Origin of the sequence: Saccharomonospora iraqiensis subsp. iraqiensis, assembly GCF_000430445.1 — a bacterium.
GTDB classification, from domain to species: domain Bacteria; phylum Actinomycetota; class Actinomycetes; order Mycobacteriales; family Pseudonocardiaceae; genus Saccharomonospora; species Saccharomonospora iraqiensis.
This window is the reverse complement of record NZ_KE387035.1, coordinates 123,285-137,069: the sequence shown is the minus strand read 5'-3', so window position 1 is coordinate 137,069 and position 13,785 is coordinate 123,285. Positions and strand designations below refer to the sequence as shown.

13 protein-coding genes are annotated in these 13,785 nt (G+C 71.1%); 2 read left to right on the top strand and 11 right to left on the bottom strand.

Annotation, left to right across the window (positions count from 1 at the left end; translation table 11 throughout):
- From ACTIR_RS21120 to ACTIR_RS0101585, 10 genes are all read right to left on the bottom strand, one after another.
- Window positions 1–1,173, bottom strand: a 1,173-nt coding sequence (locus tag ACTIR_RS21120; RefSeq protein ID WP_052583675.1) for an MCE family protein, incomplete at its 3' end; no start/stop codon positions are given.
- The gene (locus ACTIR_RS0101625; RefSeq protein ID WP_084789273.1) at window positions 1,170–2,441 is read right to left on the bottom strand and encodes an MCE family protein; all 1,272 of its coding nucleotides are present in this window, start codon (window positions 2,439–2,441) and stop codon (window positions 1,170–1,172) included. The genes ACTIR_RS0101625 and ACTIR_RS21120, both read right to left, overlap by 4 nt.
- Before the next feature lie 20 nt (window positions 2,442–2,461).
- Window positions 2,462–3,646, bottom strand: coding sequence for an MCE family protein (locus ACTIR_RS0101620; RefSeq protein ID WP_026452983.1), 1,185 nt, complete (start codon window positions 3,644–3,646; stop codon window positions 2,462–2,464).
- Complete coding sequence (locus ACTIR_RS0101615) at window positions 3,643–4,689, bottom strand: MCE family protein (RefSeq protein WP_026452982.1); 1,047 nt, start codon at window positions 4,687–4,689, stop codon at window positions 3,643–3,645. Before ACTIR_RS0101615 ends, ACTIR_RS0101620 begins: the two co-directional genes overlap by 4 nt.
- A complete protein-coding gene (locus ACTIR_RS0101610) occupies window positions 4,686–5,720 on the bottom strand; it encodes an MCE family protein (RefSeq protein WP_026452981.1) in 1,035 nt (344 codons plus the stop codon). The genes ACTIR_RS0101615 and ACTIR_RS0101610 overlap by 4 nt, the downstream gene beginning before the upstream one ends.
- Window positions 5,717–7,093 (bottom strand): MCE family protein, encoded by a 1,377-nt coding sequence (locus tag ACTIR_RS0101605; protein WP_026452980.1) that lies wholly within the window; start codon window positions 7,091–7,093, stop codon window positions 5,717–5,719. Before ACTIR_RS0101605 ends, ACTIR_RS0101610 begins: the two co-directional genes overlap by 4 nt.
- Complete coding sequence (locus ACTIR_RS0101600; protein ID WP_199285548.1) at window positions 7,090–7,956, bottom strand: MlaE family ABC transporter permease; 867 nt, start codon at window positions 7,954–7,956, stop codon at window positions 7,090–7,092. The genes ACTIR_RS0101605 and ACTIR_RS0101600 overlap by 4 nt, the downstream gene beginning before the upstream one ends.
- Window positions 7,956–8,750 (bottom strand): MlaE family ABC transporter permease, encoded by a 795-nt coding sequence (locus ACTIR_RS0101595; protein WP_007024622.1) that lies wholly within the window; start codon window positions 8,748–8,750, stop codon window positions 7,956–7,958. Before ACTIR_RS0101595 ends, ACTIR_RS0101600 begins: the two co-directional genes overlap by 1 nt.
- A 72-nt stretch (window positions 8,751–8,822) precedes the next feature.
- The gene (locus ACTIR_RS0101590; protein ID WP_026452978.1) at window positions 8,823–9,581 is read right to left on the bottom strand and encodes a glucose 1-dehydrogenase; all 759 of its coding nucleotides are present in this window, start codon (window positions 9,579–9,581) and stop codon (window positions 8,823–8,825) included.
- Window positions 9,582–9,634: 53 nt separating this feature from the next.
- Window positions 9,635–11,146, bottom strand: coding sequence for an aldehyde dehydrogenase family protein (locus tag ACTIR_RS0101585; protein WP_026452977.1), 1,512 nt, complete (start codon window positions 11,144–11,146; stop codon window positions 9,635–9,637).
- 345 nt (window positions 11,147–11,491) lie between these two features.
- Here ACTIR_RS0101585 and ACTIR_RS0101580 point away from each other — a divergent pair, with 345 nt between their 5' ends.
- On the top strand, window positions 11,492–12,673 hold the full coding sequence (locus tag ACTIR_RS0101580; protein WP_026452976.1) for an acyl-CoA dehydrogenase family protein: 1,182 nt from the start codon (window positions 11,492–11,494) through the stop codon (window positions 12,671–12,673).
- Here ACTIR_RS0101580 and ACTIR_RS0101575 read toward each other — a convergent pair.
- Window positions 12,663–13,160 (bottom strand): nitroreductase family deazaflavin-dependent oxidoreductase, encoded by a 498-nt coding sequence (locus ACTIR_RS0101575; protein ID WP_026452975.1) that lies wholly within the window; start codon window positions 13,158–13,160, stop codon window positions 12,663–12,665. The two genes, ACTIR_RS0101580 and ACTIR_RS0101575, sit on opposite strands and share 11 nt — an antisense overlap.
- Window positions 13,161–13,328: 168 nt before the next feature.
- Between ACTIR_RS0101575 and ACTIR_RS21115 the strand changes: the two genes are divergently transcribed.
- Window positions 13,329–13,785, top strand: a 457-nt coding sequence (locus ACTIR_RS21115; protein WP_034237764.1) for an acyl-CoA dehydrogenase family protein, incomplete at its 3' end; no start/stop codon positions are given.

Genomic DNA, 13,785 nt, shown 5'->3' with positions numbered 1-13,785 from the left:
GCCGTCCCCGGACCCCGTGCCGGCGTCGGGGCCGCCGTCGGCCACGCCCGGGTTCCGCTGCGACCCGTCCGCCCTCGGCACGTTCTGGGCGCCGCGCACGGAGATCGGGCTGCCGGGGGGTTCGGCGCAGTAGGCCTCGGTGTTCGGCGGCACGTCCTCGGTCTCGTCGGCCCCGCGCTTGGGGGTCGTCTCGTAACCCTTCGTGCACGATGGGGGATCGAAGAAGTTCAGCACCAGCCCGAGGTGGCCCTCACCGTTCGACGACACCGACTTGGAGAACGCCGAGGCCATCGGCAGGGCGACCAGCAGCTGCTCCACCGCGTCGGTGCGCGCGGCGGTGATCCGCGTCGTGGTGAGCAGGTTCGCCAGCAGCACGCCGGTGGACGTGCCGGTCTCGGCGAGGAACTCGTCGACCTCCCGGCTCAGGCCCGGCGCCCGGTCCACCACGGTGCGCAGGTCCGGGTCCGCCTCCTTCAGCGCACCCGCGATCTCGGAGAACCCGTCGGCGATCCGCAGCAGCTCGTCGCCCTGCTCCCGTTGGGTCTGCAGGACCACGCGACCGTCCGCGAGCAGCTGCCGTGTCTCGGGCAGGTTCTCCCGGGCGGCCGCGGTGAACGAGCCGGTCGCGTCGAGCAGACGCTGCAGGTCCGGCCCCACCCCGCGGAACGCCTCGTGCGCCTCGTCGACGACCGTGCGCACCGACTCGGGGTCCACACTGGACAGCAGATCGTGCGCTCCGGCGAGCAGGTCGTGCGGCATGACGGGGGTGTCCGTGCGTTCCCGGGGGATCACCGCGCCGGGTTCGAGGTAGGGCGCGCCGTCGCGGCGCGGGCGCAGGTCCACGTACTGCTCCCCGACCGCGGAACGGTTGGCCACCACGGCGTCGGTGTCGGCCGGGATCGGTGGTGCGTCGTCGGCGATGTCCAGCTCCGCGGTGAGGCCGTCGCCGTCGAGCTCCAGCGCCCGCACCTGCCCCACGGTCACGCCCCGGTAGGCCACCTCGGCGCCCTCGAAGATGCCGCCGGAGGACCCCAGCTCGACGTGGACGGGGTAGCCGCGGCCGCTGACCAGCCGGTCGAGTCCGGCGTACTTCCCGCCCGCGTAGCCGACCGCGAGCACCGAGATCAGCCCGAACACGAGCAGCAGCACCTTGTTCCGACCGGTCAGTCTCATCGCGTCCCTCCGAGCAGGCCGCCCAGCAGTCCCCCGACGTCGCCCCCGGCCTCGTCCCGGGAACCGGTGTCCGGCTCCGCGGTGCCGGGCAGGGGCAGCGGCGGCACGGAGGCGTCCGTACCGTCCCCGGACTCCCCGCCGGTCCCGGCGGTGTCTGGCCCGTCGGAAGCATCCGTCGGGCCGCCCGCCTCCGCGGGGAGGTAGGCCCCGAGAATGTTCTCCAGTACCGAATCGAGGTTGAGATCCAGCCGGACGCCCACGTTGGCGTAGTCCCCGTGCACGATCCGGTGCCCGAACGCCGGGATCGGGTAGGTGGGCAGCAGCTTCAACGCCTCGGCCAGGTCCGGACCGGTCTCGGCGAGCTTCTCCAGCACCGGCGCCGCCGAGGCGAGGTTGGCCGCCAGGTCGTCGCGCGTGGCCTCGATCACCCTGCTGCCCACACCGGAGAGCTCGTCGAGCGAGCCGAGCATGCCGACGAGCTGGTCCCGCTGGTCGTCCACCACCGCCAGGCCCGGCTCCAGGTGGTCGAGCGCCAGGGTGAGGTCGTCGGACTGCTCGTCCAGCGTCGTGGCGAGGTCGTTCACCCCCTCGATGGCGCGCACGATCTCGCCGCGCTGTCCGTCGAGTTCGGTGGCCAGGTGGTCGGCGCGGGACAGCAGTGCGCGGAACTCGGCCTCGTTGCCGGTCAGCGCGGTGTTCAACTCCCGGACGATCTCCCGCAGCTGTTCGACACCGCCCCCGTTGAGCAGCAGGGACAGCGCCCCGAGCACCTCCTCCACCTGGGCGTGCCGCTCGGTGCGCGCCAACGGGATGGTGGCGCCGTCGGACAGCCGCCCCGCCGGTTCCTCCCCGGCGGACGGGGGCGACAGTTCCACGAACTTCTCGCCGAGCAGGCTGGACTGGCGGAGCTCGGCATCGGCGTTGGCGGGCAGCGCGATCCCGCCGTTGATCGCGAGCTCCACCTCCGCCGACTTCGTGTCCTCGGCGAGCGTGATCCGCTCGACCCTGCCCACCGCCACGTCGTCCACCTTCACGGAGGCCTGCGGCACCAGGTCGAGGACGTCACGGAACTCCACGGTCACCCGGTAGGGGTCGTCACCGAGGTCCGCCCCGCCGGGCAGCGGCGCGGTGTACAGGCCGGAGAAGCCACCGTCGGCGCACCCGGCCACGAGCAGCGTGACGCCGAGTGCCGCGGCGAGCCTGCGCAGCCTCCGCCGCGGCCGCGGCCGTGCCGGTTCCGGTCCCGGTGCGTGTGTCGCCTGGGTCATCGTCCCTGCCTTTCCGGCGGTCACCGTTGCTGTGGACCCGCCGCGATCACCGGCAGGGGCAGCGGGGGCAGCTCACCGCTCTGCATCGCGGACACCAGTGCCGAGATCGGCGGCACCCCGGTCGCCCCGTCCACCACCGGGGCCAGGACCTCGCAGAGCTTGTTCAGCGTCTGTGGCACCTCGTCGGGTGTGGCGAGCCCGACCAGCCGGCACACCGTGGTCACCAGCGGGTTGGTCAGTTCGTTCGCGTTGTAGCGGACCGCGATGGAGCCGCTGTTGGCGTCGTAGGAGTTGATGAAGTTGCTCAACCCGGTGGGCGCGACGTCGATCGTCTCGGCCAACGACGCCCGTTCGTCGACCAGGGTCTGCGTCAGCCCGGCGAGCTTGTCCACGTTGGACGTCATCAGGTCGCTGTTGTCCTCGACGAACCGCCGGACCTCGCCGAGCGCCGTGCCGAGGTCGGACAGCGCGGCCCCGACCTCGTCCGAGTCGTCGGCGAGCAGGTCGGTGACCTCGGCGAGCCTGCCGTAGAACTCCTCGACCGCGGCGTCGCTGTCGGCCAGCACCTCGGTGAACTCCCCGAGGTTGCGCACCGTGGAGAACAGCTCGCCCTTCGAGTCGTCCAGCGTCGTGGCCAGCTCGGACATGCGGGTGATCGTCGTGTTCAGGTCGCGGCCGTTGCCGTCCATGCTCTCGGCCGCCGCGTCGAGCGCGTCCGACAGGGCCCCGTCCGAGTTGGCGCCGTCCGGGCCGAGTGTGCGGGACAGCTCGTCCAGGGTTGAGTAGAGATCGTCGATCTCCATCGGCGTGGCCGTGCGGTCCCGGCCGAGCACCGCACCGGAGGACAGTTCCGGCCCCGACTCGTAGACCGGCGTCAGCTGCACGTACCGGTCGCTGACCAGGCTCGGCGCGACGACCACCGCGCCCGCGTCGGCGGGGATCGGGACGTCGGGCTCCACCGTCATGTCGACCCGGACGTCGTCCCCCTCCGGCACCACCGCGGTGATCGTGCCGACCTCGATGCCGAGGACCCGCACCGACGAACCCTCGTAGAGGCCCACGGCCTTGTCGAAGTACGCGGAGAAGGCGGTCTCCCCGGTGTCGCGCAGCACCCACCACGCCGAGCCCGTGACCACCAGCGCCACCACGCACCCGATCGCGATCCAGCTCCGCACCGACCGTGCGGCCCTGCTCCCGGCTGTCATCGGCCCCCGCTTTCCACACCCTGGTTCGGCGCGGCCATCTCCGGGTCGCACCCGCCCGGGTTGAACGCCGCACCGTCCACATTGATCGTCGGTGGCAGCAGTCCGCAGATGTAGCCCTCGAACCACCGCCCGTTTCCGGTGACGTTGGTGCCGGTCCTGGTGAACGGCCCCAGCAGTTCCAGGCTCCGCTGCAGGTTGCCCCGGTTCCGCTGCAACATGTCGGTGACCGAGTCGAGGCGTTGAAGCGCGGGGCGCAGGTCCTGCTCGTTGTCGGCGACCATGCCGGTCAGTTCCCGCGAGACCCGTTTCGTTCCCCGCAGCAGCGAGTCGATGGCCTGCTCCCGCCCGGCGATCTCGTCGAGCAGCCGGTTGCCGTTGTTTACGATGGCGCGCAGTTTCTCGTTGCGGGAGGCGAGCGTGCCGGTGATCGCGTCGGTGTTGGACAGCAGCCGGGCCAGCTCCGCGTCCCGGGAGGCGACCGTCTCGGACAGGGCGGACAGCCCGCCCAACGCCTCCGACATGGGCGCCGACGTGTCCGACAGGACGTCGGCGACCACGTCGAAGCTGTCCGCGAGCTGCCCGGTGTCGATCTCGTCGACCGTGCCGGACAGCCGGTCGAAGGCCTCCTGCAGCTCGAACGGTGTCCGGGTCCGCTCGACGGGGATCGCCGAGCCCGGATCCTGCGGGGACTCCCCGTCCGGGGTCAGTTCCAGGAACTTGTCCCCGAGCAATGTCTTGATCTTGATGGCGGCGGTGGTCCGGTCGCCGATGCGGGTCGCGTCGAACGAGTCGACGGTGAACGTGGCCCGCACCCGCGTGCCGTCCAGCTCGACCTCGTCGACCTCACCGACCTTCACCCCGGCGATCTGCACCTCGGCCTCGGCCTCGAGCCCGGCCGACTCGGCGAAGTGGGCCGAGTAGGTCGAGCTGGTGTTCAGCATCGGGATCTCGTCGGACCGGTAGGCCGCGACCACCATCAGCACGATCAGTACGAGGCTCACGGCGCCGACCGTGGCCTGGTTGCGTTCCCTGAGCGGTTTCACGAGACCTGGCACCTCTGCGGTTCGTCGGTCGCGGGCAGCGGCAGGATCGGCAGGTCGATGTTGAGTGCCTGCACGCCGATCGTGCCGGTCAGTCCGCACAGGTAGTAGTTGAACCAGCTTCCGTAGCTGGTCACCCGCATGAAGCTGGACAGGTTCTGCGGCAGGTTCTTCAGGATCATCTCGTAGGTCCGCTCCGAGTTCTCCAGCTCACCGGCGAGGTCGTTCAGCGCGCCGACGTTGCGCCGCAACCCGGGGCGCACCTGTTCCAGCAGGCCCGAGGTGGCCTCGGTCAGCTCGGCCATCCCGTCGACCGCCTCCCCGATCGGTTCCCGCTGTTCGGCCAGCCCGGTCACCAGCCGCTCGGTGGTGTCGACCAGGTCGGCGAACCGGGGGGAGCGCTCGTTGACCGTGCCCAGCACCGAGTTCAGGTTGCCGATGACCTCGCCGATCACCCGGTCCCGCTCGGCGAGGGTGCCGGTCAGCGAGCCGATGTGCCGCAGCAGACTGCGGACCGTGCCGCCCTCGCCCTGCAGGACCTGGATCAACTCGTGGGAGAGCTGGTTGACCTGGTCCGGTTCGAGGGCGCGCAGCAGCGGACGGAACCCGTCGAACAGCGCGGTCAGGTCGAGTGCGGGGTCGGTGCGGTCGACCGGGATGGTCCCGTCCGCGGGCAGCGTCCCCTCCCCCGCCACGTCGGTGTTCAGCGACAGGTACCGCTGCCCCACCAGGTTGCGGTACTTCACCGTGGCGGTGACCAGCCGCGGGAGTTCCCGGTCGCGCGCGACGGTGAAGGACACCTCGGCGACGTTGTCGTCGGCGATGGCGATGTCGGTGACCTGCCCGATCTTCACCCCGGCGATGCGCACGTCGTCCCCGGCGTTCAACCCGGACGCACTGGTGATCCGGGCGGTGTAACCGGAGGTCGCCCCGAAGTTCGTGTTCGCGATCGTGGCGGCGAGGACCCCGGTGAGCAGCATCGTCACCGCCGCGAACGCGGTCATCTTCAGCAGCGCGGGCACGAACCGTCTCATCGCAGCTCCACCGTCGTTCCCCGGTACAGCGGACCGAGCAGCATCGAGGTCCACCCCGGTGCGTCCCCGGGGGCGACGCCGGTCGTCGGCGCCTGCAACAGCGACACGAGGGCCTGCTCGGCCGGCGAGTTCGCGGGCCAGGCGCCGCCCGGCGTGCTCCCGCCCCCGTCGGTGCCGGAGGAGTCCTCGAACGGGACGTCGAGTCCCTTGACCGGGCCGGGCAGCGGATTGTCGTCGTGCGGGGTCTCCGGGTGGGTCGACCCGTCCTTCAACGGGCCGCCGGGCGGGTACTGCGGCCACTTGCCCGGTGCGGGCACCTGCGGGTAGCAGCGCGGGCCGCGCTTGTCGTTGTACTCCGGATCGTCCCGGCCGGGCTCGTACTTCCCGCGGTCCCGGGAGATGAACCGGATGACGACGTGGTTGCGCTCGTCCGTGCCGTAGCCGAACGCACGCTCGGCCGCCGGGACCGAACCCGCGAACTGCTCGAACATGCACGGGTACTGCGGCGCGTACTTCGCCAGGACGTCCAGCACCTCCTGGGAGGTGGTGGTCAGGTGGATCAGGTTGCTCTCGTTGGCCTCCAGGAACCCGCCCAGGTTGCCCGCCGCGCTGCTCACCGAGGCGTACAGCGCGCCCAGCTGTTCCCGCTTCTCCAGCAGGGTGCGGGTCGTGGTGGTCGCGTCCGCCATGGCGTCGAGGAAGGCGGGCGCGGCCCGGTCCCAGGTCTCGGCGACGTCGGCGAGTGCGCTGATGTCGGCCTTCATGTCCGGCAGCGACGGCGTGATCCGCTCCAGGTAGCCGGCGAGGTCGCTCACCGTCTCGCCGAGCTGCCGTCCCCGCCCGGACAGGGCGGTCGACATCGCGTTCAGGGTGCTCGACACCTTCTGCGGCTGCACCGCCTCCAGCAACGGCAGCGTCTCCGACAGCAGCTGCTCGACCTCGACCGCCTCGGCGCTGCGGTCCTGCCGGATCACGTCCCCCGCGCGCAGGTGGTCCGTCCCACCGTTCTCGGGGGGCTGGAGGGCGACGTAGCGTTCGCCGAACAGCGTCTTGGGCAGCAGCCGTGCGGTGACCGAGGCGGGGATCCGCTCCAGCGAGTCCGGTTCGAGCGCCAGGTCCAGCTCGGCACCGTCGCCGTCGGTGCCCACGTCGCGCACCTCCCCGACGCGGACACCGTGGATCTTGACGTCGGCGCCGGTCCGCATCTGGGTGCCGAGGCGGTCCATCGTCAGCCGGACCGGTACGGCGTCCGAGAACGCCTTGTTGTAGACCGCGATCGTGGTGGTGATGAACAGCGCCACCACCACGAGGAACACCAGTCCGAGCACCTGGTTCCAGAGTCTGCGCAGCAGCAGTCGTCGCATCGCGCTCATCCGGAGATCCTCACTGTGGTCGACGCGCCCCAGATCGCGAGACTGAGGAAGAAGTCCAGCACCGCCACGAGCACGATGGAGGTGCGGACCGCGCGCCCGACCGCGACGCCGACCCCGGCCGGGCCGCCCTTCGCCGTGTAGCCGTAGTAGCAGTGCGACATGATCACGATCGTGGAGAAGATCAGCACCTTGCCGAACGAGTACAGCACGTCCTCGGGCGGCAGGAAGAGGTTGAAGTAGTGGTCGTAGGTCCCGGCCGACTGCCCGTACATCCAGATGGTGATCTGCCGGGAGGCCAGATAGGACGACAGCAGCCCGACCGCGTAGAGCGGGATCACCGCCGTGACCCCGGCGAGCACCCGCGTGGTGACCAGGTAGGGGAGACTGGGTACGCCCATGACCTCCATCGCGTCGATCTCCTCGGAGATCCGCATCGCGCCCAGCTGGGCGGTGAACCCGCAGCCCACCGTGGCCGACAACGCCAGCCCGGCCGCCAACGGGGCGACCTCCCGGGTGTTGAAGTAGGCGGAGATGAACCCGGTCAGGGCGGCCGTGCCGAGCTGGTCCAACGCGGCGTAGCCCTGCATCCCGACGATCAGACCGGTGAACATGGTCATGCCGATCATCACGCCGAGAGTGCCGCCGATGACCGCGAGCCCGCCCGAACCGAAACAGACCTCGGTGAGCAGCCGCAGCGTCTCCCGGCTGTAGCGGCGGACGGTCCGCGGCGCCCACGCCAGGGCCCGCACGTAGAACAGGAGCTGGGTGCCCAGCCCCTCCAGCGACGCCCCGGGACGCGCGATGATCTCCAGGGTGCGGTCGCCGACCTTCGGGTCGGCCCCGGGGGTGTCCGACATCGGCATCACAGCGCCTTCGGGGGCACGATCTTGAGGTAGATCGCGGTCAGCACGACATTGATCAGGAACAGCAGCATGAACGTGATGACCACGGCCTGGTTCACCGCGTCCCCCACGCCCTTGGGACCGCCCGAGGGGTTCAACCCCCGGAACGCGGCCACGACACCGGCCACGAAACCGTAGAGGAAGGCCTTCAACTCACTGACCCACAGGTCGGGCAACTGGGCCAGCGCGTTGAAGCTGGCCAGGTAGGCACCGGGGGTGCCGCCCTGCATCACCACGTTGAAGAAGTAGCCGCCCAGCACGCCGACCACGCTGACCAGCCCGTTGAGCAGCACCGAGACCACGATCGCGGCGAGCACCCGCGGCACGATGAGGCGCTGGATCGGGTTCACCCCGAGCACCTCCATCGCGTCGATCTCCTCGCGGATCTTGCGCGCGCCGATGTCGGCGCACACGGCACTGCCGCCGGCACCCGCCACGAGCAACGCCGTGATCAGCGGGGACGCCTGCTGCACGATCGCGAGGGCGCTGGCCGCGCCGGTGAACGACTGCGCGCCGATCTGCTGGGTCAGCGAGCCCAGTTGCAGCGCGATGACCGCGCCGAACGGGATGGCCACCAGGGCGGTCGGCAGGATGGTGACGCTGGCGAAGAACCAGCACTGCTGGATCCACTCGCGCCACTGGAACGGACGGCGGGGGATCGCACGCGCCACCTCCCACCCCAGGGTGGCGAGCCGGCCGACCTGGACCAGCGCCCCGTGGCCCGGGAACGGGGGAGAGCCCGCTCTCGCACCCATACAACCTCCGTAGCCGCTCGCCGGTGAACGTGGAAAGGTCGCCGCACCCGCCGTCCGGGCGCCGGGGCGGCCCTAGAGCCGCAGCGCGTGCGTGGCGGTCGCCCCGCCGTCGACGGGGAACTCACCACCGGTGCAGTAGGAACTGTCGTCGCAGGCGAGGAACGCCGCCATCGCGGCGATCTCCTCGGGCCTGCCCATCCGTTTGAGGGCGAGCCGGACCACCGCCGGGCTCGCGTCGACGTCGCCGCCCAGTGCGGTGCGGACCATGTCGGTGTCGATCATTCCGGGGTGGATCGAGTTGACCCGGATCCCCTTGTCCCCGAGCTCCAGGGCGGCGACCTTGGTCATGCCCCGGATCGCGAACTTGCTCGCGGTGTAGGCGCTCACGAGCGGCATCCCCGCCAATCCCTCGACCGACGACACGTTGACGATCGAGCCGCCACCGGCGGCCGTCATCGGTTCAACGACCGACCGCATCCCGAGGAACGTGCCGGTCTGGTTCACCCGGACGATCCGCTCGTAGTCGGCCAGGGCGGTGTGCTCCAACTCCGCGAAGTGCAGCAGCCCCGCGTTGTTGACCAGCACGTCGAGCGAGCCGAACTCGGCGACCGTACGCGCCACCACCGCGCTCCACTGCGCCTCGTCGGTGACGTCGAGGTGTTCGTAGCCCGCGGCGTCGCCGAGCCCGGCGGCGAGGTCCTTGCCCTCGTCGTCGGTGACGTCGGTGACCATCACGCGGGCGCCCTCGTCGACGAACCGCCGTGCCGCCGCCGCGCCCTGGCCGCGCGCGGCCCCGGTGATCAGCGCGACCTTCCCGGACAACCTGCCCATGCCTGCCTGCCTTCCGTGCCTGTGTCGTACCGGCGCGTCCGTGACCCGGGCCGCTACATCATCTCGTCGCCGAGCGGCATCATCACGGTCTTGAGCTCGGTGTAGGCCTCCACCGACGACTGTCCGCCCTCACGGCCGAGTCCGGACTCCTTGAACCCGCCGAACGGCAGGTGCGGCTCGATCTGGAACCCGTTGATCCCGACGGTGCCCGCGCGGAGTCTGCGGGAGACCCGGAAGGCACGCTGGGCGTCGGCGCTGAACACCCCGGCACCGAGGCCGTAGCGGGTGTCGTTGGCCAGGGCGAGGGCCTCCTCCTCGTCGGAGAACGGCACGACCGACAGCACCGGCCCGAAGATCTCCTCCTGGGCGATCGTGGACCCGTTGTCCACGTCGGCGAAGATGGTGGGGGCCACGAAGTTGCCCGCCGCGTACTCGCCGCCGAGCCGTTCGCCGCCGGTCACCAGGCGGGCCCCCTCGGCGCGGCCCTGCTCGATGTAGCCGAGCACACGGTCGAGCTGTTTGCCGTTGATCAGCGGCGCGGACATCACCGCCGGGTCGAACGGGTCGCCGTAGGTGACCGCCGCGGCCATGCCCTCGGCGGCGGCGAGGAACTCGTCGTAGACCTCGCGCTGCACGAGCGCCCGGGTGTTGGACACGCACGCCTGGCCGGACAGGCCGAGGGTGACGGCGCCGACCGTGGTCGCCGCCGCGACGCCGACGTCGGCGGCGTCGGCGAACACCAGCGCGGGGGACTTCCCGCCGAGTTCCAGCGACACCCGCTTGAGCGTGCCCGCGGAGGCCTCCACGATCCGGCCGCCGACCTCCCGGCTGCCGGTGAAACTGATCTTGTCCACGTCCGGGTGCGTGATCAGGCGTTCGCCCGTGGGGTCGCCGGTGCCGGTCACCACGTTCAGCGTGCCCGCGGGCAGGCCCGCCTCGAACAGCAGCTCGACCATCCGCAGCACGGTGAACGAGGCGTACTCGGACGGCTTGAGCACGACCGTGCACCCCGCGGCGAGCGCGGGGGCGACCTTCTGCGCGAAAAGCAGGAACGGTGCGTTCCACGGCAGGATGGCCCCGACCACCCCGAGCGGTTCGCGGAACGACATCGCCAGGTGGTCACCGCCCTGGTAGGGCGGCAGGGTCTGGCCGCCGATCTTGTCCACCCAGCCCGCGTGGTGGTCGAAGGCGTCGGCGGCCACGTCGACCGAGGTGGCGTAGACGCTGCCGAACGAGACCGGGACCGAGTTGTCCAGGGCCTGCAGCCGCCGGAGCTCGTCGGCGTGGGTGCGCAGCAGTTCCGCCGTGCGGCGCAGCACGGCGATGCGGGTGCCCGCCCTGGCGTTCGACCACTCCCCCGCGTCGAAGGCGCGCCGGGCGGCGGCCACCGCGTCGTCCACGTCCTCCGCCGAGGCCACCGCGATGTCCCCGACCTCCTCACCGGTGGCCGGATGGATGTGGGTCCAGGTGGCGCCGTCCCGCGCGGGGACCCACTCCCCGCCGATGTGGAGCCGGCCCGTCCTCAGCCCGACGGACTCGCGGTAGGGCTGCACGGTCAGGGTCATGAACTCGCCTCCATACGCGTCGCCTCCGCCGCCGGTGCCCCGGCCGCAGGAGTCCCGGAGGGCCCGCCGGGCCCGTCACCGGTCCTCACCCGACCGCAAGAGTAGAACTTATTCTCGCATGAATCAATACTCGATTCACACCGGTAACTTGGCCCCTGAGCAGGCTTTTCGCAGAAGAAGCGATCACATGAATAGGTACATGTTCTAGTTCGTGGACGCGACCACGCCCCGGACGCACCCGGACGACGGACGCACGTCGCGACCGGTGTCCTCCAAGTAGAACGTGTTCTACACTGCGGCCGGGCGAGGGTCCCTGCCCTTCCAACGGCCGAGCGGAGGAAACAGATGCGGATCAGCCACGCACCGGAGCAACAGCAGCTGCGCGACGAACTGCGGGCCTACTTCGCCGAACTGATGACGCCGGACCGCCGCGAAGGGTTGACCGGCGAGGGCGGCGAGTACGGCGACGGAACCGCCTACAAGGAGATCGTGCGCACGCTCGGCCGGGACGGGTGGCTGGCCCTCGGCTGGCCGAAGGCCTACGGCGGCCGCGAGTTGTCCATGCTCGACCAGCTCGTGTTCACCGACGAGGCGGCGATCGCGGGCGTCCCGGTGCCGTTTCTGACCCTGAACACCGTCGGCCCGACCATCCTGCGGTTCGGCACCGACGAGCAGCGGGAGCACTTCCTGCCCCGGATCGCCGCGGGCGAGCTGCACTTCTCCATCGGCTACTCCGAGCCCGAGGCGGGCACCGACCTCGCCGCCCTGCGCACCCGCGCCGTGCGGGACGGCGACGAGTACGTGATCAACGGCCAGAAGATGTGGACCAGCCTCATCGAGTACGCCGACTACGTGTGGCTCGCCGCCCGCACCGACCCGGACGCACGCAGGCACAAGGGCCTGTCGATCCTCATGGTCCCGACCACCGCCGAGGGCTTCTCGTGGACGAAGGTGCACACCGTGGCCGGGCCCGGCACGAGCGCGACGTACTACTCCGACGTCCGCGTGCCGGTCTCCGCGCGGATCGCCGGGGAGAACGAGGGCTGGCCGCTGATCACCAACCAGCTCAACCACGAACGGGTCGCCCTCACCTCCGCCGCACCGCTGCAGGCGGCACTGGCCGAGGTGACCGACTGGGCCCGGGAGACCGACCACCCCGGCGGCGGCCGGATGATCGACTCGGAGTGGGTGCGGATGCACCTGGCCCGCGTCCACGCGCACACCGAGTACCTCAAGCTGCGCAACTGGAAGGTGGCCTGGGCCGCCGCCGAGAGCGAGCTCGGGCCGGGCGAGTCCTCGGGGACGAAGGTGTTCGGCACCGAACTCGCCACCGAGGCCTACCGGCTGCTGATGGAGGTCCTCGGTGCGGCGGGCATGGTCCGGGACGGCTCACCGGGCGCCGCACTGCGCGGCCGGATCGAGAGCGCACACCGCTCGGCGCTGATCCTGACCTTCGGCGGCGGCACGAACGAGATCCAGCGTGACCTCATCGCGGCCACGACCCTGGGCCTGCCGGTCACCCGCTGACCGGTGGTCGGCGTGGTTCGAGGACGACGACCGGGATCGTGCGGTCCGTCCACGCCTGGTAGGTCTCGAAGTCCGCGTAGAGGTCGACCAGGCGCGTCCACAGGCCGGCGCGTTCGTCGCCGGTGGCCACGCGCGCCCGGACCGGCCGCACCTCCCCGCCGACCTGCACGACCGTGTCCGGGTGCGCGAGGAGATTGCGGTACCACTGCGGGTGCCGGGGCAGCCCGCCCTGCGAGGCGACCACGACGAGATCCGCGCCGTTGTCCAGGTACAGCAGCGGCGTGGTGAACCAGCGGCCGGACCGTCTGCCCCGGTGGTCGAGCAGCAGGGTCGGCACGGGCTTGCGGAAACCGGAACCGATCCGCCATTTCCCGCCGAGCCGGCCGTCCGTGGCGCGGTAGACCCACGTCTGCACCCGGGATCCGTACTTGATGATCCTGGCGACGACGGGCGAGTCGAGCTGGTCCGGTCGGTTGTTCGCGTCCATCGGTACCTCCCGGGCGGGAGTAGATCACGACCGACGATCCCGGCAGGAGCCCGGTCCCGCTGTCCGAAACGGATCCGTCGCGGCACTTCCGCCACCGGGTGCGGCCCGGTTAGTGTCGGACGGCGACGAGCGACGCGACGGGGCGCGATCGCAGCGAAGGGACGGTCCATGGATTTCTCGCTCACCGAGGCCCAGAACGACCTCGCCGGGCTCACCCGCCGCATCGTCGGTGACCACGACACCGCGGCGTCGTCCGGGGCGCACGGCAGCGGCGGGTTCGACCGACCACTCTGGACGAAGCTCGCCCGGGCCGGGATTCTCGACGCCGCGCTGCCCGCGTCGGTCGGTGGCGGGGGATTCGGCGTCCTGGAGCAGTGTTCGGTACTGATCGAGCTGGGCCGCGCGGTGGCGCCCGTGCCGTACCTGTCCACCATCGCGGCGGCGGCCTCGACCCTGGCGGAGTTCGGCGACGGCGCGGTGTTGGAGCGCAGGCTGGTGCCGGTGATCCAGGGGCGGCAGGTGCTCGCCGTGGCACTGCCGGACGCCGCCGCACCCACCGGTTGCACCCTCCGGCCCGACGCGGCGGGGTGGCGGCTGTCCGGGACGGTCACGGCGGTGCCGTTCG